Raw genomic sequence first — 19,194 nt, 5'->3', positions numbered from 1 at the left:
TGGGGCACCCGAGCCGACAGGGGTGCGCGATGACAGTCACCGAACGGGTGGACCGGTTCCAGCGGCGGCACCCCGCGGCGGGGTTCCCGATCGCGGTGCTCTACAAGTTCTTCGACGACGACGGCCACTTCCTCGCCGCGCTCATCACCTACTACGGCTTCCTGGCGCTGTTCCCGGTGCTGCTGCTCCTGGCCACCGTGCTGGGGCTGGTGCTGGCCGGCAACCCCGAGCTGCAGCGGCAGCTACTGGACTCCGCGCTCGCCGAGTTCCCCGTCATCGGCGAGCAGCTGGGCACGCCCGAGGCACTCGGCGGCGGCTTCACGGGGGTGGTCGTCGGCGGGCTGGTCGCCCTCTACGGCGCGCTGGGGCTCGGGCAGGCGATGCAGCACACGATGAACACCGTGTGGGCCGTGCCCCGGCACAACCGGCCCGACCCGATCACCGCGCGCGGCCGCAGCCTGCTGCTGCTGTGCACCCTCGGGGTGCTGGTGCTCGCCTCGACCGTGCTCTCCGCACTGGGCAGCGGCGCAGCGGCCTACGGCGGCGGGTTCAGCGGGGCGGTGCACGTCCTGGTGACCGTGGGGTCGGTGCTGGTGAACGCCGCGGTGTTCGTGCTCGGCTTCCGGATCACCACCGCGCGCCGGCTCCGCACCCGGCAGGTGCTCCCCGGCGCCCTGGCCGCCGCGGTGCTGTGGCAGCTCCTGCAGTCCTTCGGCGGCGTGTACGTCGCCCGCGTCGTCGCGAACGCCAGCGCCGTCGACGCGGTGTTCGCGCTGGTCCTGGGCCTGGTCGCGTTCATCTACCTGGCGGCCGTCGCGCTGGTGCTGTGCGCGGAGGTCAACGTCGTCCGGGTCGACTCCCTCCACCCCCGGGCGCTGCTCACCCCGTTCGTCGACCACGACGACCTCACCGAGGGCGACGAGCGGGTGTTCGCCGAGGCCGCCCGCGCCCAGCGGGCGGTGCGGCACCAGCGGGTCGACGTCGCCTTCGAGAAGGAGGGGGCCGACGACGGCCGGCCGGAGCCGCACGCGCAGGACTGAGGCGGCCCCGCTCAGGGCTGCGGGGCGCCGTCGCCCGGGTCGGTGCGGGGGGCGTCCGTGCCGGCCCGCCCGTCGATGCGGAGCAGCGCGGTCTCGAGCCGTTCCCGCAGCTGCTCGTCGATCCCGGGCGACCAGCGGCTCCGGTGCCGTTCGCTCTCGGCCGTGGCGACGACGACCGCCGGCTGGTCGAAGCGGAGCTGCCGGCGGGCGGCCGCGTCGTCCGCCGGCCGGTCGTCGGAGAGCAGCTCCAGCGGCAGGTAGTCAGGGGCCTGGGGTTCGTGCCGACCCCTGGTCAGCGGGGTGAAGTCCCACGGGGACGTCACGCCGGGCGCCGATGGTCGCGACCGCACCGCCGCCAGGGTCAGCGCCCCGGCGACCAGGGTGCTGACCGCAGCCGGCAGCACCAGCCAGTGGTCGAGGTCGGGCGCGAGGGCGACGATGCCGGCCCCGACGAGTGCGGCCAGCGTCGAGATCCCCGCCAGTCCCTTGGCGAAGCCGAGCAGGCGGCTGAGCATGGGGTGGGCGTCCTGCTGGGCGGCGACGGTGCTGCCGAAGCTGATGAAGACGACCAGCAGGGTCACCGCCAGCTCGGCGTCGGTGCCCCCGTCGCCCCACCGGGTGAGCGTCAGCACGAGCAGCATGAGGCTGTTCACCCAGCACGCGATGGTCATGGACAGCAGCCAGCCGCTCACCTCCGCGCGCAACTCCACCTGCGCGTGAGAGAAGGCGCCCGAGGGGACGTCGGTCAGGTGCAGGTCGACCGTCGGGTGCATCCCCGAGACCTGGTCGAAGGGCAGGTCCCCGGCACCCCGGCCCAGCACCTCCGTGGCGGAGCCCGGGGGACCGGCGGTGGACACCTCCTCGGGAGGGTCGGTCGGCCTGGAGGCGAGGGCCTGCCCGGCCCGGATCACCGCTCCGGGCGGGGCCGTGACCTCCAGGTGGAAGCTCTGGGCGCTCTCGGCGGCGTAGACGGGGAAGCGGATCCGCACCGGGTCCACGCCCAGACCTGCCCGCAGGCGGGACAGGCGTGTGCGGTTGTCGGCGGGCCGCAGGCTGTAGGCGGTCGGCCGGCCCAGGTCCGGGTGGGCGCGCAGCCCCGTCGTCCCCGCCTCGTAGCGCAGGTCCAGCGGCTCGTCGTACCCGAACTTGACGATCCGCCGGGTGAGGTCCTCCCGCTGCAGGAGCAGGCACATGACCCAGCTGTCGAGCAGCCGCTCGCAGGTCATCAGGAACAGGGCGTCGTCGCGGAGGGCCCGGTACCCGGGGTCGTGCAGGAGGTCGCGCATGGCCTGGTGGACCTGCGGCCGGTCACCGAAGACCAACCGGTCCACCAGCCGGTCGACGGGCGGGGGGAGGTCGGCCTCGGGGTGGCCGTCCCCGATCGACGCCGCCAGGCCCTTGAGCGCCGCCGCGGTCAGTGTCTGCTGCTGGCGGAGACCGAGCAGGGACAGCGCGGTGCCGGCGTGGTCGCGGAGGTCGAACTTCACCAGGCTCCGCTTCTGCAGCAGTGCCATCGGGACCGTGTCGAGCACCCTCCCGGCGAGCTCCAGGCTCGGTGTGTAGGGCGGCAGGATGAAGTCGACGGTGACCTGGCGCCGGACAGTGCGGCCGTCGATGAAGGTCACCGCCTCCGTCCTGCGGCGGACCCAGTCCCGGCTGTTCAGCCAGAGGTGGAGGATGCGCAGACCGCAGTGGCGGCACAGGGCGACGTTGTAGTCCTGCACCTCCCGTGTCGAGGCGAACCGGTGGTGGTGCGGCCCCAGGGCGTCCCAGGGGAAGCGGACGACCGGCCTCTGCACGCGCGGCTCGGACGGGGCGGCCACCCCGAGGTCCTCGGCGTCCCCGACGGTCATGCGCTCGACCTCTCACCGTCCACCCGGCCTGCGGTGCTCGGGTCGAGGAGAGCACGACCGCCCGGCCGGCGCATGCGCAGCGGGTTCGTGTGGGTAGCCACGCGTCGTGACCAGTGGGCCCCGTCGCGGGCGCGGGGCCTGATCCGGATGGGGCCGCTCGAGGGCGTGCGGCGCGCGCTGACCGGGTCGGGTGCGGTGCGCCGGCCGGAGCTGCGCACCGGCGAGGGCCGCACCGCCTCGCGCCTGGAGCTGTTCTTCGACCTCGCCTTCGTCCTGGTCGTGGCGGAGCTCGCGATCGCGCTCCGGGAGGACGTGACCTGGCACGGGGAGCTGCTGTTCGCCGGCCTGTTCACCACCGTGTGGTGGGCGTGGGTCAGCGCGACCCTCTACGCGAACCGGTTCGACCACGACGACGTCGTCTACCGGCTGCTGAAGCTGGCCAGCATGGCCGCCGTCGTCGGGCTGGCCGCGTCGGCCACCGGCGCGACGGGGGAGTGGTTCGCCGTCTTCGTGGGCTGCCAGCTGCTGCTGCGGGCGACGCTGCTGCTGCAGTACTGGCGGGCGTACCGGCACGTGGCCGAGGCGCGTCCGGTCGTCCGGCTGTACATGGCCGGGGCGGCGGTGGGCGCCGCGCTGTGGGCGGTCTCGCTGCTGGTGCCGCGGCCGGCGGCCTACGGGCTGTGGGCCGCCGCCCTGCTGGCCGAGGCGCTGGTGCCGCTGCTGGCCACCCGCTCCTCGGCCGACGTCCCCCTGCACGTCGAGCACCTGCCCGAGCGGTTCGCCCTGTTCGTGATCCTGGTGCTGGGCGAGTCGGTCGCCGCGATCGCCCACGGGCTGACCGACGCGCAGTGGTCGTCGTCCGCGCTGCCGGTGGCGCTGCTCGGCTTCGTGCTGGCGGCCGCGCTGTGGTGGAGCTGGTTCGACCTCGCCGGCGCCCGCGCGAAACGCCTGCTCGACGAGGTCGGCGAGGTCCCCAGCGACCACTCCCACGACGTGTACGTCTTCGCCCAGCTGCCCCTCACCCTCGCGCTGGCCACGGTCGGCGCGGGCCTCGAGCTCGCGGTCGTGCAGAGCGGGCAGGGCGACGTCCCGCCGGGCACCCGCCTGCTGCTCGCCGGCGGCGTCGTGGTCTACCTGCTGTCGATCACCGTCACCGACGCCGGGATGTCGCGCCGCACCCGCCGCGGCTGGTGGTGGCCGCTGGCCGCCGCCGTCGTCGCGGGCCTCGACGCGCTCCTGGACCTGCCCGCGGTGGCCGTGGTCGGCGGACTGGCCGCCCTGCTGGTCGCGGTGGTGGCGGTCGGGACGGTGGAGCGGGCGACCGGCCGGCTCCCGGTCTCACCGGCCTGAGCTCAGAGGAACGTGACCCAGCCGTCGGCGACCACCGACTGCCCGGTGATGAAGCCACTGCTGCGGGAGCAGAGGAAGGACACCGCCGGGCAGAGGCCGTCGGGGAGCATGCCGCGCGGCACCGAGCGGCCTCGCGCCGACGTCGCGACGTAGCCGGGGTCATCGAGCGCACGGCGGCCGAGTGTCCGGCGACCGCGGCGGGATCTCCCGCCGCCCACCGGGACGGCCGTCCACTGGGTGAGACCCACGTCACACCCCGGTTTGACGGCACCGGGCGGGAGCGAGAGGCTGCCGACGTACCGGTGCCGGAGCCCACGGCCCGCAGTCGCGGACCGTCTCCGGCCAGGAACGACTGGGCATGCCCCCGGCCGAGGAGGTCTCCGTGACAGCCACGCAGGAAAGTCGGACGCGAGCCGGCGACAAGCTCCTCGGCAAGGTCGCCTTCGTGACCGGCGGCACCCGGGGCATCGGTGCGGCCATCTGCCGCAGCCTGGCCTCCCAGGGCGCGGACATCGCCGCCGGCTACAGCGGCAACACCCAGGCTGCCGAGGCCTTCGCCAGCGACTTCGGCGCCACGTTCCCCACCAGCCACGCCACGGTCCACCGCGGCGACATCGGGTCCGCCGAGGACTGCAAGCGCACCATCGGCGAGGTCATCGAGCAGCACGGCAGGCTCGACATCCTGGTCAACAACGCCGGCATCACCGCCGACAAGACGGCGCTGAAGATGACCGCCGACGACTGGCGCCGGGTCATCGACGTCAACCTGTCGGGCGCGTTCTACCTCTCCCAGGCCGCGCTGACCCACATGCTCGAGCGCGGCAGCGGCCGCATCGTGATGATCTCGTCGGTCATCGGTGAGACCGGCGGCATCGGCCAGGCGAACTACGCGTCGGCGAAGGCGGGCCTGCTCGGTCTCACCAAGACCCTCGCCCTCGAGACCGCCATGCAGCTGCAGCGCAAGGGCATCACCGACGGCCCCGGCATCACCGTCAACGCCGTCACGCCGGGCTACATCGCCACCGAGATGCTCGACACCGTCCCCGAGAAGGTGCTCGACGGGCTCAAGGCGAAGATCCCGCTCGGCCGGCTGGGCCGCCCCGAGGAGATCGCCCGCGTCGTGCACTTCCTCGCCGCCGACGCCTCCTCCTACATCACCGGGCAGACCTGGGGTGTCAACGGCGGCCTGGACATGTAACAGGTCGGGAGGGACGAGCCGACCGATCCGAACCGGGAGGGGTGCAGGGTGTTCAGCCGCATCGCCGTCGTCAACCGGGGCGAGCCCGCCATGCGGCTCATCCGCGCCGTCCGCGAGCTCGATGCCGAGCACGGGTCGCGGACCCGCGTCATCGCCCTGCACACCGAGGCCGAGCGGCGGGCCACGTTCGTCCGCGCCGCCGACGAGGCCGTCCTGCTCCGGGAGACCGGCGCGGGCAACCCGTACCTCGACCACGCCGAGCTGGCCCGCGCGCTGCGCGCCAGCGGCGCCGACGCGGCCTGGGTGGGCTGGGGCTTCGTCGCCGAGGACCCGGCCTTCGCGGAGCTGTGCGCCGACCTCGGGGTCACCTTCATCGGGCCGACGCCGGAGTCGATGCGGCTGCTCGGCGCCAAGATCGAGGCGAAGGCGCTGGCGGAGAAGGCCGGCGTCCCCGTGGCGCCGTGGAGCGGCGGCCCGGTCGAGACCGTCGACGAGGGCCGCCGGCACGCCGAGACCATCGGCTACCCGCTGATCGTCAAGGCCCGCAGCGGCGGCGGCGGCCGCGGCATCCGCGTGGTGCGCAGCGAGGCCGAGCTCGAGGAGGCGCTGACCCGCACGCAGGCCGAGGCGCAGCGCACCTTCGGCGACCCGGTCGTGTTCATGGAGCGGCTGGTCGAGGGCGGCCGGCACGTCGAGGTCCAGGTCATCGCCGACCAGCACGGCACGGTGTGGGCACCCGGGGTCCGCGACTGCTCCGTGCAGCGGCGCAACCAGAAGGTGCTCGAGGAGTCCAGCTCCCCGGCGCTCAGCGACGAGCAGGACGCCGCCCTGCGCGGCTCGGCGATCGCCCTGGTCAAGGCCGCCGGCTACGTCGGCGCGGGCACCGTGGAGTTCCTGTACCAGCCCGACGAGCGGCTGTTCACCTTCCTGGAGGTCAACACCCGCCTGCAGGTCGAGCACCCGGTGACCGAGGAGGTCACCGGGCTGGACATCGTCAAGCTGCAGCTGCACGTCGCCGCCGGCGGCCGCCTGGAGGGCGACCCGCCCCCGGCGAACGGGCACGCCATCGAGGCCCGGCTCAACGCCGAGGACGCCGAGGCCGGGTTCGCCCCGGCGCCCGGCCGCGTCGAGCTCATGCGGCTGCCCACCGGCCCCGGGGTCCGCGTGGACACCGGGATGAGCGTCGGCGACGTCATCCCGCCGGCCTACGACTCGATGGTCGCCAAGGTCATCGCCTGGGGCCGGGACCGCCCCGAGGCGCTCGCCCGGCTGCGCTGCGCCCTGCGCGAGACCACCGTCGTGCTGCGCGGCGGCACCACGACCAAGTCCTTCCTGCTGGACCTCCTCGACCGGCCCGAGGTGGTCTCCGGCACCGCGGACACCGGCTGGCTGGACCGTGAGGGCACCGGCGGCGGCGTCCCCGACGCGGCGTCGGCGTGGATCGCCCTCGTCCAGGTGGCCATCGACGTCTCCGACGCCGAGGAGGCCTGGGAGCGCACGGCGTTCCTGGCCTCGGCGCGAGGTGGACGGCCACGCGCCCCGCACGGGGTGGGCCGCCCCATGGACCTCGGCTACCGCGGGCAGGTCTACCGGCTCACCGTCGCCCGCACCGGCCCCGACCGCTACCGGGTGGAGCTCGACGGCCGCTCGGTCGACGTCGAGCTGGACCGGCTCAGCCCGCTGGAGAGCCGGCTGGCCGTCGGCGGCCGGCGCCACGCCATCGTCGCGGTGACCGCCCCCGGCTCCCACCTGGTCGAGGTCGACGGCGTCGCCCACCGGGTGAGCCGGGACGCCGGTGGCACCGTGCGGGCCCCGGCCCCCGCCGTGGTCGTCGCCGTCCGCGCCCGCCCCGGCGAGGAGGTCGAGGCCGGCCAGGCGATCGTCGTCCTCGAGAGCATGAAGATGGAGACCGCGGTGCGCGCGCCCTTCGCGGGCCGGGTCCGCGAGGTGCTCGCCGCGGTGAACGCGCAGGTCGACGCCGGCGCCGCGCTGGTGAGCCTGGAGCGCGCCGGCGGGGACGCCGCCGAGGCGACCGGCGACCGGGTGGAGCTGCCCGGCGGCGAGGTGACCGAGACCTCCGCCGACGCCCGCGAGCGTGCGCGGGCGCTGCTGGCCGGCATGCAGGCGCTGATCACCGGCTACGACGTCGACGCCGCCCACGCCAAGGCACTGGTCGCCGAGTACGGCCGCGTCCGCGGCGAGCTGCCGGTGGACGACCCCGAGCTCGTGCAGGCCGAGCTCGCCGTCCTCACCACCTTCGCCGACCTCGCGGAGCTCTCGCGCAACCGGCCGGCCAGCGAGGAGGAGGAGGCCGACCAGCAGGTCCACAGCCCGCGCGAGTACTTCCACTCCTACCTGCACTCGCTGGACGTCGAGCGGGAGGGCCTCCCGGACAGCTTCCGCGACCGCCTGTCCCGGGCGCTGCGGCACTACGGGGTGGAGGACCTCGAGCCGGTGCCGGCGCTGCAGGAGGCGGTGCACCGCGTCTTCCTCGGCCAGCAGCGCGTCGCCGACCAGCTGCCCGCCGTCCTCGCGCTGCTGGACCGCTGGCTCACCGCCGCCGACCTGCCCGCCGACCCGGTGCGCGCGCAGGTGGGCGAGGTGCTCGACCGGCTCGTCGTCGCCACCCAGCTGCGCTACCCGTCGGTGGGCGACCTCGCCCGCGCCGTCCGCTACCGGCACTTCGAGGAGCGGGTCGTCGTCGCCGCCCGCCAGCAGGTGCTGGACGACGCGCGGCGGCTGCTCACCGAGCTCGACGAGGCCGCCGAGCGGGGCGACCCGCGCACCGGCGTGGACCGCATGGAGGCGCTGGTCGCCAGCCCCGAACCGCTGATCACCCTGCTGGCGCAGCGGTTCGAGCGGGAGACGACCGTCCCGGACCCGGTGCTGGAGGTGCTCACCCGGCGCTACTACCGCAGCCGCGCCCTCCAGGACGTCCGCACCACGCTGCTCGACGGGCGGTCCTGCGTCACCGCCGACTACGAGCTGGCCGGCTCCCGGCTGCACCTGGTCGCGCTCATGGTCGAGGACGGCGGCCTGCCCGCGGCGCTGGCCTCCCTCGAGCCGGTGCTCGCCGGCGTCGCCGACCCGGCCGGCCTGGTCGTCGACCTCTACCTCTCCTGGCCCGACCGGCCCGCCGACGGCGACGAGGTGTCCGCGCGCCTGCGCGAGCAGCTCATCGGGAGCGCGGCGCTGCGGGCCGGCCGCCGCGTGACGGTGAGCGTCTGCACCCCCGACGGCGACGTCGAGGCGATCACCTTCCGACCGGCGCCCGGGGACGTCGACGGCGGCGGGCTGGCCGAGGAGCGGATCATCCGCGGCCTGCACCCGCTGACCGCGCAGCGGCTGAACCTGTGGCGGCTGAAGAACTTCGACGGCGAGCGGCTGCCCTCCCCGGAGGACACCTACATCTTCCACATCTGGGCGAAGGACAACCCGGGCGACGAGCGGCTGATCGCCATGGCCGAGGTGCGCGACCTGACGCCGGTCCGGGACGCCGGCGGGGACATCGTCGGGTTCCCGACCGTGGAGCGGCTGCTGACCTCCTGCCTCGACGGGCTGCGGCGCTCCCAGTCGCGCCGCCGGTCGCGCCGGCCGCTGGAGCACAACCGGGTCTTCCTCTACGCCTGGCCGTCGATCGAGCTGCCCCTGGCCGAGCTGGCCAGCATCGCCCGCACCACGGCGCCGCAGACGGTGGGGGCCGGGCTCGACGAGATCGTGCTGCTGGCCCGGCTCCAGGAGGAGGCCGGCCGCCCGCCGCGCGAGGTGGCGCTGCGCTTCTCCTACCGGCCGGGGACCGGCGTGGTCATGAACATGACCGACCGGCCCACCGAGCCGATGCGGCCGCTGGACGAGTACACCGACAAGGTGCTGCGCTCGCGCGCCCGCGGCGCGGTCTACCCCTACGAGCTGGCCCCGTACCTGGCCGGGCCCGACGGCAGCTTCGTCGAGCACGACCTCGACGACCGCGGCCGGCTGGTGCCGGTCCAGCGGCCACCGGGGCGCAACCGCGCCGGGCTGGTCTGCGGCGTCGTCACCACCCCCACCGAGCGCTACCCCGAGGGCGTCACCCGGGTGGCCCTGTTCGGCGACCCGACCAAGCAGCTGGGCACCGTCTCCGAGCCCGAGTGCGCCCGCGTCGTGGCGGCGCTGGACCTGGCCGAGGAGCGCGGCATCCCGGTCGAGTGGTTCGCGCTGTCCTCCGGTGCCCGCATCTCGATGGACAGCGGCACCGAGAACATGGACTGGGTCTCCCGGGCGCTGCGCCGCATCATCGAGTTCACCCAGGCCGGCGGCGAGATCAACGTCGTCGTCGCCGGGATCAACGTCGGCGCCCAGCCCTACTGGAACGCCGAGGCCACGATGCTCATGCACACCAAGGGCATCCTGGTCATGACGCCGGACAGCGCGATGGTGCTCACCGGCAAGCACTCCCTCGACTACTCCGGCGGGGTGTCGGCGGAGGACAACTTCGGCATCGGCGGCTACGACCGCGTGATGGGGCCCAACGGGCAGGCGCAGTACTGGGCGCCCAACCTCACGGCCGCCTGCCAGCTGCTCACCCAGCACTACGAGCACACCTACCGGGCGCCGGGGGAGCGGTGGCCCCGCCCGGGCCGCACCACCGATCCGCGGAACCGCGACGTGCGCGACTTCCCGCACACCCACCCGGCCAGCGACTTCACCCGGGTCGGCGACATCTTCTCCCCGGAGACCAACCCCGACCGCAAGAAGGCCTTCGACATCCGCACGGTCATGCGCGCGGTGGCCGACGCCGACCACCCGACGCTGGAGCGCTGGGCCGGCATGGCCGACGCCGACACCTCCGTCGTCTACGACGCGCACCTGGGCGGCCACCCGGTGACCCTGCTGGGCATCGAGTCCCGGCCGGTCCCGCGGCGGGGCAGCTACCCGGCCGACGGGCCGGACCAGTGGACGGCGGGCACCCTGTTCCCGCGGTCGTCGAAGAAGACCGCCCGGGCGATCAACGCCACCAGCGGCACCCGGCCGCTGGTGGTGCTGGCCAACCTGTCCGGCTTCGACGGCTCCCCGGAGTCGCTGCGCAACCTGCAGCTGGAGTACGGCGCGGAGATCGGCCGGGCCATCACGAACTTCGACGGGCCGATCGTCTTCTGCGTGGTCTCCCGGTACCACGGCGGCGCCTTCGTCGTCTTCTCCGGCGTCCTCAACGACAACATGGAGGTCCTCGCCGTCGAGGGCTCCTACGCGTCGGTCCTCGGCGGGGCGCCGGCCGCCGCCGTCGTCTTCACCCGGGACGTCGACCAGCGCACCGCGAAGGACCCCCGCATCCAGGAGCTGGAGGCCGCCATCGCGGCCGCCGACGGCGTCGAGGCCGCGCACCTGCGGGTGCAGATGGCCGAGCTGCGCACCGCCGTCCGCTCCGAGAAGCTCGGTGAGGTGGCCGCCGAGTTCGAGGCGATCCACAACATCGAGCGCGCCCAGCAGATGGGCTCCGTGCACGCGATCATCCCCGCCGCCGAGCTCCGCCCGCGCCTGATCGACGCGGTGGAGCGGGGGATGGCCCGCACCGCCACCCCGCCGTCCCCGTAGCCCCCGCCGTCCCCGTAGCCCCGAGGAGAACTGGCATGAACGCGTTCGTCCTGAACCGGCACGGCCGCATGGTGTTCCCGTCCAACATCGTCCCGGAGCTGGACTTCTCCACGGTGGAGACCCTGGAGCAGCTCGACAGCGTCATCCGCCGGGACTTCGAGACCAAGGCGCCCAGCGGCACCGACATCCTCGACAAGGTCCGGACCGGCGGCTACGCGACGCGGTACGCGCTCATGCGCGACCTCGCCCTCAACCTGTTCTGGGCCAACCGGTTCTCCATCACCATGTACGAGAAGCGGCCCACCCGCTGGGCCGACGTCCCTCGGAACCGGCCGGACGTCTTCCTCCCGGTCGTCGAGCCGTGGGAGGAGGGGGAGACCAAGGTCGCCGCGGTGCAGGAGGCGTACGCGACCCTGCCGGCGCAGTGGGACGCCGAGGTCGAGGACCGCATCTTCGGGGTCCTGTTCGACGTCTTCGGCAACCGCAAGCACCACGCCACCACGCTGCCGGCGATCAAGCCGACCGTGGCCGAGTTCCTGGAGAAGCCCGGCAGCCTCACCTTCCGGCTGCCCAGCTACGACCCCGACTACCCGGTCTACGGCTACCGCGACATCCTCGACTGCGACGAGGATGTGCCCGAGCTCGAGGCGCTGCACCGCTGGGCGATGGTGCTGCACAACCAGTACCCGTGGGACCGCACCCAGGTGGAGCTGGCCGAGGCGAGCCAGCTGTCCGACGACGACTACGTCGTGGTCTTCACCCCCCGCGACAAGGCGGTGCGCGACTTCCTCCGCCGGCTCGAGGACGGCGCGCAGAGCCGGCCGGCGCCGCAGCCGCGGGAGTCCCGGCAGCCGGCGCGGCCGTACCGCGAGATCGACGTCCGCCGCGACTTCCGGGTCATGCCGCGGCTGGAGTCGCTGGCCGCGGTGCACGGCGACCAGGTGTGCCGCAACGACGACCTGATCCGCAACACCGCCTACAACTGGTCGCCCATGAGCGCCGAGGAGATCAGCCAGAAGACCGGCATCGAGCAGCGCCGGTACAGCTCGGTGACGGTGGAGGAGCTCGCGCTGCAGGCCGCCGAGGCGGCGCTGGCCAAGGCCGGCCGCGAGCCCGAGGAGATCGGCGCGGTGCTGGTCTGCACCTGCACCAGCTCGCGGCTGATCCCGTCGCTGGCCACCTACCTGTGCGGCCAGCTCGGCATGTACCAGGTCGCCGCCGCCTACGACCTCATCGCCGCGTGCGCCGGCATGCCCTACGGCCTGGCCGACGCGACCCGGCTGCTGCAGGAGGTCGAGCGGCCGGTGCTCGTCGTCTGCGTGGAGAAGTTCTCCGACAAGATCGGCAACGTCCGCACCTCGCGGATGATCTTCGGGGACGGCGCGGCCGGGCTGGTGGTCGGCCCGGCTCCGGAGGGCGCCGACCCCGACCTGCTGGTCATGAAGACCTACGCCAGCGGGCCGGCCAGCGAGGTGAACTCGATCCTGTGGCCCAACCCGGAGTTCGACAACAACATCACCGTGTTCGGGCCGCAGGTGAAGGCGCTGGCCGGCCGGTACCTCGCGCAGATGATCGAGGAGCTCTCCGCGCTGCCCGACCCCGACGGCCGGGCCGGCTCCCTCATGGAGAGCGTCGACCTGATCGTGCCGCACCAGGCCAACAAGACGATGGTCATCCAGCTGGCCGAGCGCGCCGGGCTGACCGCCGACCAGCTCTACTTCAACATCGAGCAGGTCGGCAACACCTCCTCGGCGAGCATCCCGCTGGCCATCCACGACGCGGTGCGCGACGGCGTCCTGACCGGGCCGGTGCGCATCTTCGCCCCCGGGTTCGGCGCCGGCGCCGTGGCGGGCTACGCGGTGATGCGGGTCGACCCCGCCGTGGTGGCGGTGCAGTCGGCCTCGGCACCGGAGGCGGCGCAGCAGCCGGCCGCGGCGGCCACCGAGCCTGAGCCGGGGGAGCTGCCCAAGCCCTCCGACGACGTCGGGGTCGCCTTCGGCTGACCCGCAGCACTCCGAGCGGAGGAGGAGCCGTGGCGCACAGCACCCCCGAAGGGGACACCGCGGACAACGAGCGGCTGCTGGAGGACCACCGCGACGGGCACCCCGTGGTGCCGTACCGGGCGCTGTGGGCGGTGCTGCTGCTCGGCTGGGTGGTGAGCTACGCCGACCGGACGGTCACCGGACCGGTGATCGCCTGGATGATCGAGACCGAGTCCGGGTTCATCGGCGACGCGAGCAACCCCGCGACCGTCGGCGGCCTGGTCGGCTCGATGTTCTTCCTGGGCTACATGCTCACCCAGTACCCCGGCGGCCGGCTGGGGGACCGGTACGGCCACCGGGAGATGATCGTCGTCTCCCTGCTGGCGGCGGGCGTGCTCACCGTCGTCTCCGGCCTGGTGACCGGCCTGGTCGCCTTCGTCGCCGCGCGCGTGCTGACCGGTCTGGGCGAGGGCGTCTTCTACTCCAACGACCGCACGCTGATCATCAACCACACGCCGGTGGCCCAGCGGACCCTCGGCCTGGGCGTGGTCATCACCGGCCTGTCGATCGGCCTGACCCTGGGCATCGTCCTCACCCCGGTGCTCATCGACTGGGGCGGCGCCCTCGGCATGGGGGACGGCGCCTGGCGGATGCCGTTCTTCGTCTTCGCCGCCGCGACGCTGGTCGTCGTCACCGTCGCCTACACGTTCTTCCGCGCCCGGCTCGGCGGCCCGATGCGGCTGGGGGCGCCGTTCGCGCAGCTGGCGCTGTTCTCCCTGCCCACGTTCGTCGTGATCGTCGCGCTGTTCCTGCTCGCCGAGAGCCTCGAGTGGCCGGAGTGGCTGACCGCGACGATCGCCTCGGTCATCGCGCTGGTGTACATCGCGGTGATCGTCAGGGGCGTCAAGCGGTCCGGGCGCGGTCCGGCGCTGCTCAACCGCAACCTGTGGCTGATCTACGTCGCCTACATCGCGATCCTGTGGAACCTGTGGTTCTTCAGCTTCTGGTCGGTGCAGATCGTCCGGGAGGCGGCCCAGAGCAGCCTGATCGCGGCGGCCCTCACCGCGGCGTTCAACGCCGGCGCCGGCATCCTCGGCTTCCCGGTCGGTGGGTGGCTGGCCGACCGCGCGGTGCGCACCGGCCGCGGGCGCAAACCGCTGGCCCTGGTCTGCACCGGCGTCTACTCCCTGCTCGTGCTGGTCTTCGGCTGGAGCATCTCCGGCGGCCGGGAGCCGTCGCTGCTGCTGCTCGGCCTGCTGCTGTTCTCCTCCGGCGTCTTCTTCAACGCCCTGCAGCCGATCGTGCAGGGCATGACCGGCGACCTGGTGCCCGCGGGGGAACGCGGCTCGGCCTTCGGGATGCTCAACCTGGTCTCGGAGATCGGCGCCGTGCTCAGCCCGGTGGTCAGCGGGATCCTGCGCGACGCGACCGGCAGCTGGGCGACCGGCGTCTACGTCGCCGCCGGGATCATGATCGTCTCCTTCTTCCTCTACGCGCTGGTGAGGGAGGCCCCGGCCCACCACGAGGACCCCGTCCCCGCCTGAGCCCCACCCCGGAGGAAACCCCATGTCGCAGCCCGTCGCGCACGCCGCCTTCCGCAGCTTCCCGTCCAACGCCTGGTACGCCGCGGCGTGGGACCACGAGGTGGGCCGCAACCTGCTGCCCAAGACCGTCGCCAACCGGCCGGTCGTCTTCTACCGCACCGCCGCCGGCCGCCCGGTCGCGCTCGCCGACGCCTGCTGGCACCGGCTGGCCCCCCTGTCGATGGGCAAGCTGCGCGGGGACGACGAGGTCATGTGCGGCTACCACGGCATCTGCTACGACGCCGACGGCCGCGCCACGTTCATGCCGGCGCAGGAGACGATCAACCCGAGCGCCACCGTGCACTCCTACCCGGTGGTCGAGCGGCACCGGTACGTGTGGGTGTGGCCGGGGGACCCCGCGCTGGCCGACCCGGCCCTCATCCCGGACCTCCACGTCAACGAGCACCCCGACTGGGCCGGGGACGGCAAGACCATCCACGTCAACTGCAGCTACCAGCTGATCGTCGACAACCTCATGGACCTCACGCACGAGCAGTTCGTGCACGGTTCGAGCATCGGCCACGACTCGCTGTCGGAGTCCGACTTCGAGGTCACCCACGACGAGCGGACGGTGACGGTGACCAAGTGGATGCTCGGCATCGACCCGCCGCCGTTCTGGAAGCGCAACCTGCAGGACCGCTTCCCCGACTACGAGGGCCCGGTCGACCGGTGGCAGATCATCCACTACACGGCGCCGTCCACCGTGGCCATCGACGTCGGGGTGGCCAAGGCCGGCACCGGCGCGCCCGAGGGCGACCGCAGCCAGGGCGTCACCGGCACGGTCATCAACACGATGACCCCGGAGACCGACCGCACCTGCTTCTACCTGTGGGCCTTCGCCCGCGACTGGTGTCTGGACAAGCAGGTCATCACCACCCGGCTGCGCGAGGGCGTCTCCGGGGTCTTCTTCGAGGACGAGGTGATGCTCGAGGCCCAGCAACGGGGCATCGAGGCCAACCCCGGCTACGACTTCTACAACCTCAACATCGACGCCGGCAGCATGTGGACCCGCCGGATCGTGCAGCGCATGATCGACGCCGAGCTGGGGTCCGACGCCGTCCCGCCGGCCGAGACCTCCGGGGACGCCGCGGTGGCGATGGGCGCGGTCACCGCCGCGGCCAACGCCGCCGGCCACGAGGAGGGCACGGGGCTGGCCGCCGAGGTCGCCGGGGGCATCGCCGGGCACCGGCAGCAGCCGACCGTCGGTCTCATGGGCCGCGGGCTGTAGGAGATGGCGGCCACCAGCACCAAGAAGTGGCGGCGGGCCCGCGTGCTCGACGTCTGCGAGGTCGCCCAGCACGTGCGCCAGGTGGTGCTCGAACCCGAGCACCTGGAGGCACCGGCCCCGCCGGGCAGCCACATCGACATCGGCGTCTACGTCAACGGCCGGGCCGACGTCCGCTCGTACTCCGTCGTCGGGATGGGGGCCTACGGCACCGAGATCGTGCTCGGCGTCCAGCTGGCCCGGCAGAGCCGCGGCGGGTCGGCGTACGTCCACGCGCTGCGCCGCGGCCAGGAGGTGTCGATCACGCAGCCGCTGCAGAACTTCCCGCTCAGCTACGGCAAGCCCGCCTACGTGCTGGCCGCCGGCGGCATCGGCATCACCGCCCTGGTCGCGATGGGGAAGGCGCTGAAGGAGCGCGGCGCGGACTACCGGTTCGTCTACGGCGCCCGGTCCCGGGCGCTCATGGCCTTCGCCGACGAGCTGGTGGCCGAGCACGGCGACCGGATGGACCTGCGGGTGGACGACGAGGGCACGGGGCTCGACGTCGGTGAGCTCGTGGCCGGGGTGCCCGACGGCGGGGAGCTCTACGTCTGTGGCCCCACCCCGATGCTCGACGCGATCAAGGCGGCCTGGGCCGCGGCCGGACGGCGCCCGGCGGACCTGCGGTTCGAGACCTTCGGCAGCAGCGGCCGGTTCGCCCCCGAGGCGTTCACGGTGCGCATCCCGCGGCTGGGCCTGGAGACGCTCGTGCCGCACGACGTGTCGATGCTCGAGGCGCTGGAGGCCTGCGGCGCGGACATGATGTTCGACTGCCGACGGGGCGAGTGCGGCCTGTGCCAGGTCAAGGTGCTCGGTGTCGAGGGGGTCATCGACCACCGCGACGTCTTCCTGAGCGACGCCCAGCACCAGGCCGGTGACCGGCTGCAGTGCTGCGTCTCGCGGGTGGTCAGCGCCCGCACCGGTGGGCTGGCCGGCGCCGACGGGCAACCGGCCGCGGTCACCATCGACGTTCCCTGACCGGCGCGGGCGGGCCCCGTCCTGACCGGCGCAGGCGTCGCCGCCGGCCGGTCGTCGCCGCCGGTTCTGCGGTGTTCTCGCCGTTCCTGCGGTGGTGCAGGGCCGCAGAGGCGGGCGGAACACCGCAGGAGCCGCCGCGAGCGGCCGGCGCGGGTCAGCGGGCCAGGAAGTGCACCCCCAGCCACAGCCAGACGGCGAGGACCGCCAGCCGGCCGGGCGTCGTCCGCATGGCGGCTGCGACCGCCCGCCCGACGGGTGCCGGGCCGACGCCGCGCCGGGCCGCGGACTGCAGCGCGAGCGCGGCGAGCAGGAGGACGAGGAAGCCCGCGGGGCCGACCGCGCCGGCGCTCACCGGGACCGCCGGGCGACGCGCGGGCGGGCGGCGAGCCACGCACCGGCCGCCAGCCAGCACGCCGTCGCGGCGGCCCGCACGAGCGGGTGGGCCAGCACGGGGTCCGCGAGGTCGCTGAGCGTGGGCAGGCCGCCGTCGGCCAGCGCCGCCAGCTCCCACGCGCCGGCCGCCGCCAGCCAGACCAGCCAGGGCAGCCCGCGCCGGCCGACGGGGGGCGCGGCCCCGCCGGCCCGGCGGAGGAGCGCCACCCCCGACACGACGAGGCCGGCTCCGGCCACGGCCACGAGCGCGCCCACGGACAGCTCACCGGCGACCGCGACCGTGACCACGCAGGTGCCGGACAGTGCCGCCAGCGTCAGCCGGCGAGCGGCGGGGACAGGCGCCACCTGTGCATGATCGCGCCTCCCGGGACGCCGCCGACCGGCCGGAGCTACGTTGGGCGGATGGCATCGCCGGAGGAGGGCCCGGACCGCTCGGTCCGGCCGATGGAGAGCTCCATCCGCACCGGGCTGCCCGGCGGCTCCAGCTACGCCGGCTACCTCGACCTGGACCGGCTGCTCAGCGCGCAGCACCCGCGCAGCGAGCCGGAGCACCACGACGAGCTGCTGTTCATCGTCCAGCACCAGACCAGCGAGCTGTGGTTCAAGCTGGTGCTGCACGAGCTGCGGGCCGCCCGCCGCCACCTGGCCGACGACGAGCCGGCGCCGGCGCTGAAGTGCCTGGCCCGGGTCAAGAACATCCAGCGCACGCTCACCGAGCAGTGGTCGGTGCTGGCCACCCTGACCCCGCGGGAGTACGCCCAGTTCCGCGGGGTCCTCGGCGCCGCGTCGGGCTTCCAGTCCGCCCAGTACCGGGCCGTCGAGTTCATCCTCGGCAACAAGAACGCCGGCGTCCTCGCGGTCTTCGACGCCGACCCCGGCGCCCGCGCGGCCCTCGCCGGCCTGCTGGAGGAGCCCACCCTCTACGACGAGTTCCTCCGCCTGCTGGCCCGCCGCGGCTTCGCCGTCCCCCAGGAGGTGCTGACCCGGGACGTGCGGGAGCCGTGGACCTTCCGGCCGGAGCTGGTGCCGGTGTTCCGCACGGTCTACGAGGACCCCGCCGCGCCGTGGGACGTGTACGAGGCGTGCGAGAGCCTCGTCGACATCGAGGACAACGTGCAGTTCTGGCGGTTCCGGCACCTGCGCACGGTGCAGCGCACGATCGGCGGCAAGACCGGCACCGGCGGTTCCTCGGGCGTGGCGTTCCTGCGCCGCGCGCTGGACCTCACCTTCTTCCCCGAGCTGTACGCCGTCCGCACCGAGATCGGCACCTGAACGGGCTTGTCCCGGCCGGTCGGAGGGGACGAGCATGGCGGCGCCGTCCAGCGCGAGGAGGCCGCGATGACCCAGGACCCCACGGACCCGGCCGGTGACTACGGCTACGACCTGGCCCACGACGACGCGGGCGCCGCAGCGGCGCCGCCGCCTCCGCACCCGGGGCCACCGCCCTCGGCCGGCCCCGCTGAGGACGGCGGCGACTACAACTACGACGAGGCGCACGACTTCCGGTCGCGGTGACCGGCCGGCCCGCCGGTGCCCCAGCTGCTCGTCGTCCACCACACGCCCTCACCGACCCTCCAGGCGGTGCTCGAGGCCGTGCGTGAGGGCGTCGCGCTGGTGGAGGGGGTGGAGCTGGTCGTGCGCCCGGCGCTGTCGGCCGGCGCCGCGGACTTGCTCGCCGCCGACGGCGTCGTGCTCGGGACCCCCGCCAACATCGGCTACATGTCCGGGGCGCTCAAGCACTTCTTCGACTCCGTCTACTACCCGTGCCTGGACGCCACGGTGGGCCTGCCGTACGGCGTGTACGTGCACGGCAACGACGACACCGCCGGCGCGCTGGCCAGCATCGCGCGGATCACCGGTGCGCTGCGCTGGAAGCAGGTGGCCGCGCCGCTGAGCCTGGTGGGCGCGCCCGGCCCGGCGGACCTGGAGGCCTGCCGGGAGCTGGCGGCGACCGTCGCGGTCAGCATCTGACGACGGGAGGT

At 73.9% G+C, this 19,194-nt stretch carries 14 protein-coding genes; 11 read left to right on the top strand and 3 right to left on the bottom strand.

Going from position 1 to position 19,194, the window contains the following annotated elements; genetic code table 11:
* Window positions 1–29 precede the first annotated feature (29 nt).
* A complete protein-coding gene (locus ACI784_RS12470) occupies window positions 30–1,040 on the top strand; it encodes a YihY/virulence factor BrkB family protein (RefSeq protein WP_456925281.1) in 1,011 nt (336 codons plus the stop codon).
* An 11-nt stretch (window positions 1,041–1,051) separates the two neighbouring features.
* Here the strand turns inward: ACI784_RS12470 and ACI784_RS12465 are convergent, their stop codons facing one another.
* Entirely contained in the window at window positions 1,052–2,893 is a 1,842-nt protein-coding gene (locus ACI784_RS12465; protein ID WP_456925280.1) for a hypothetical protein, read from the bottom strand.
* 147 nt (window positions 2,894–3,040) lie between these two features.
* On the opposite strand from ACI784_RS12465, the gene ACI784_RS12460 reads away from it, so the two are divergent.
* From ACI784_RS12460 to ACI784_RS12430, 7 genes are all read left to right on the top strand, one after another.
* Window positions 3,041–4,243 carry a low temperature requirement protein A gene (locus tag ACI784_RS12460; RefSeq protein WP_456925279.1) on the top strand — a complete coding sequence of 401 codons (1,203 nt, stop codon included), beginning with the start codon at window positions 3,041–3,043 and terminating at the stop codon, window positions 4,241–4,243.
* A gap of 382 nt (window positions 4,244–4,625) precedes the next feature.
* On the top strand, window positions 4,626–5,441 hold the full coding sequence (gene fabG, locus ACI784_RS12455) for a 3-oxoacyl-ACP reductase FabG (RefSeq protein WP_457013691.1): 816 nt from the start codon (window positions 4,626–4,628) through the stop codon (window positions 5,439–5,441).
* 48 nt (window positions 5,442–5,489) lie between these two features.
* Window positions 5,490–11,012 carry an ATP-binding protein gene (locus ACI784_RS12450; RefSeq protein ID WP_457013690.1) on the top strand — a complete coding sequence of 1,841 codons (5,523 nt, stop codon included), beginning with the start codon at window positions 5,490–5,492 and terminating at the stop codon, window positions 11,010–11,012.
* A gap of 35 nt (window positions 11,013–11,047) precedes the next feature.
* A complete protein-coding gene (locus ACI784_RS12445) occupies window positions 11,048–13,015 on the top strand; it encodes a 3-oxoacyl-ACP synthase III family protein (RefSeq protein ID WP_457013689.1) in 1,968 nt (655 codons plus the stop codon).
* Window positions 13,016–13,044: 29 nt separating this feature from the next.
* Window positions 13,045–14,538, top strand: a complete 1,494-nt coding sequence (locus ACI784_RS12440; protein ID WP_456925275.1) for an MFS transporter — start codon at window positions 13,045–13,047, stop codon at window positions 14,536–14,538.
* A 22-nt stretch (window positions 14,539–14,560) separates the two neighbouring features.
* Window positions 14,561–15,805, top strand: a complete 1,245-nt coding sequence (locus tag ACI784_RS12435) for an aromatic ring-hydroxylating dioxygenase subunit alpha (protein ID WP_456925274.1) — start codon at window positions 14,561–14,563, stop codon at window positions 15,803–15,805.
* 3 nt (window positions 15,806–15,808) lie between these two features.
* The gene (locus ACI784_RS12430) at window positions 15,809–16,819 is read left to right on the top strand and encodes a PDR/VanB family oxidoreductase (protein ID WP_457013688.1); all 1,011 of its coding nucleotides are present in this window, start codon (window positions 15,809–15,811) and stop codon (window positions 16,817–16,819) included.
* Window positions 16,820–16,973: 154 nt separating this feature from the next.
* Here the strand turns inward: ACI784_RS12430 and ACI784_RS12425 are convergent, their stop codons facing one another.
* Complete coding sequence (locus ACI784_RS12425; protein ID WP_457013687.1) at window positions 16,974–17,171, bottom strand: DUF6186 family protein; 198 nt, start codon at window positions 17,169–17,171, stop codon at window positions 16,974–16,976.
* Entirely contained in the window at window positions 17,168–17,557 is a 390-nt protein-coding gene (locus ACI784_RS12420; RefSeq protein ID WP_456925271.1) for a hypothetical protein, read from the bottom strand. Before ACI784_RS12420 ends, ACI784_RS12425 begins: the two co-directional genes overlap by 4 nt.
* A gap of 57 nt (window positions 17,558–17,614) precedes the next feature.
* Here ACI784_RS12420 and ACI784_RS12415 point away from each other — a divergent pair, with 57 nt between their 5' ends.
* The 3 genes from ACI784_RS12415 (at window position 17,615) to ACI784_RS12405 (ending at window position 19,183) form a co-directional block, all read left to right on the top strand.
* Window positions 17,615–18,484 carry a tryptophan 2,3-dioxygenase gene (locus ACI784_RS12415; protein ID WP_457013686.1) on the top strand — a complete coding sequence of 290 codons (870 nt, stop codon included), beginning with the start codon at window positions 17,615–17,617 and terminating at the stop codon, window positions 18,482–18,484.
* Between the two features lie 66 nt (window positions 18,485–18,550).
* Window positions 18,551–18,727 carry a hypothetical protein gene (locus ACI784_RS12410; protein ID WP_456925269.1) on the top strand — a complete coding sequence of 59 codons (177 nt, stop codon included), beginning with the start codon at window positions 18,551–18,553 and terminating at the stop codon, window positions 18,725–18,727.
* Between the two features lie 15 nt (window positions 18,728–18,742).
* The gene (locus tag ACI784_RS12405) at window positions 18,743–19,183 is read left to right on the top strand and encodes an NAD(P)H-dependent oxidoreductase (protein ID WP_457013685.1); all 441 of its coding nucleotides are present in this window, start codon (window positions 18,743–18,745) and stop codon (window positions 19,181–19,183) included.
* The last annotated feature ends 11 nt before the right edge of the window (window positions 19,184–19,194 follow it).

It is taken from the genome of Geodermatophilus sp. SYSU D01186 (assembly GCF_054050215.1).
This window is presented reverse-complemented; position numbering and strand designations above follow the sequence as displayed.

What these genes read in the sequence shown, in the direction of transcription:
- ACI784_RS12410 (WP_456925269.1), top strand. Translation starts at nt 18,551, where the DNA reads ATGACCCAGGACCCCACGGACCCGGCCGGTGACTACGGCTACGACCTG.
- ACI784_RS12470 (WP_456925281.1), top strand. Translation starts at nt 30, where the DNA reads ATGACAGTCACCGAACGGGTGGACCGGTTCCAGCGGCGGCACCCCGCG.
- ACI784_RS12465 (WP_456925280.1), bottom strand. Translation starts at nt 2,893, where the DNA reads ATGACCGTCGGGGACGCCGAGGACCTCGGGGTGGCCGCCCCGTCCGAG.
- ACI784_RS12445 (WP_457013689.1), top strand. Translation starts at nt 11,048, where the DNA reads ATGAACGCGTTCGTCCTGAACCGGCACGGCCGCATGGTGTTCCCGTCC.
- ACI784_RS12415 (WP_457013686.1), top strand. Translation starts at nt 17,615, where the DNA reads ATGGCATCGCCGGAGGAGGGCCCGGACCGCTCGGTCCGGCCGATGGAG.
- ACI784_RS12430 (WP_457013688.1), top strand. Translation starts at nt 15,809, where the DNA reads ATGGCGGCCACCAGCACCAAGAAGTGGCGGCGGGCCCGCGTGCTCGAC.
- ACI784_RS12435 (WP_456925274.1), top strand. Translation starts at nt 14,561, where the DNA reads ATGTCGCAGCCCGTCGCGCACGCCGCCTTCCGCAGCTTCCCGTCCAAC.
- ACI784_RS12460 (WP_456925279.1), top strand. Translation starts at nt 3,041, where the DNA reads ATGGGGCCGCTCGAGGGCGTGCGGCGCGCGCTGACCGGGTCGGGTGCG.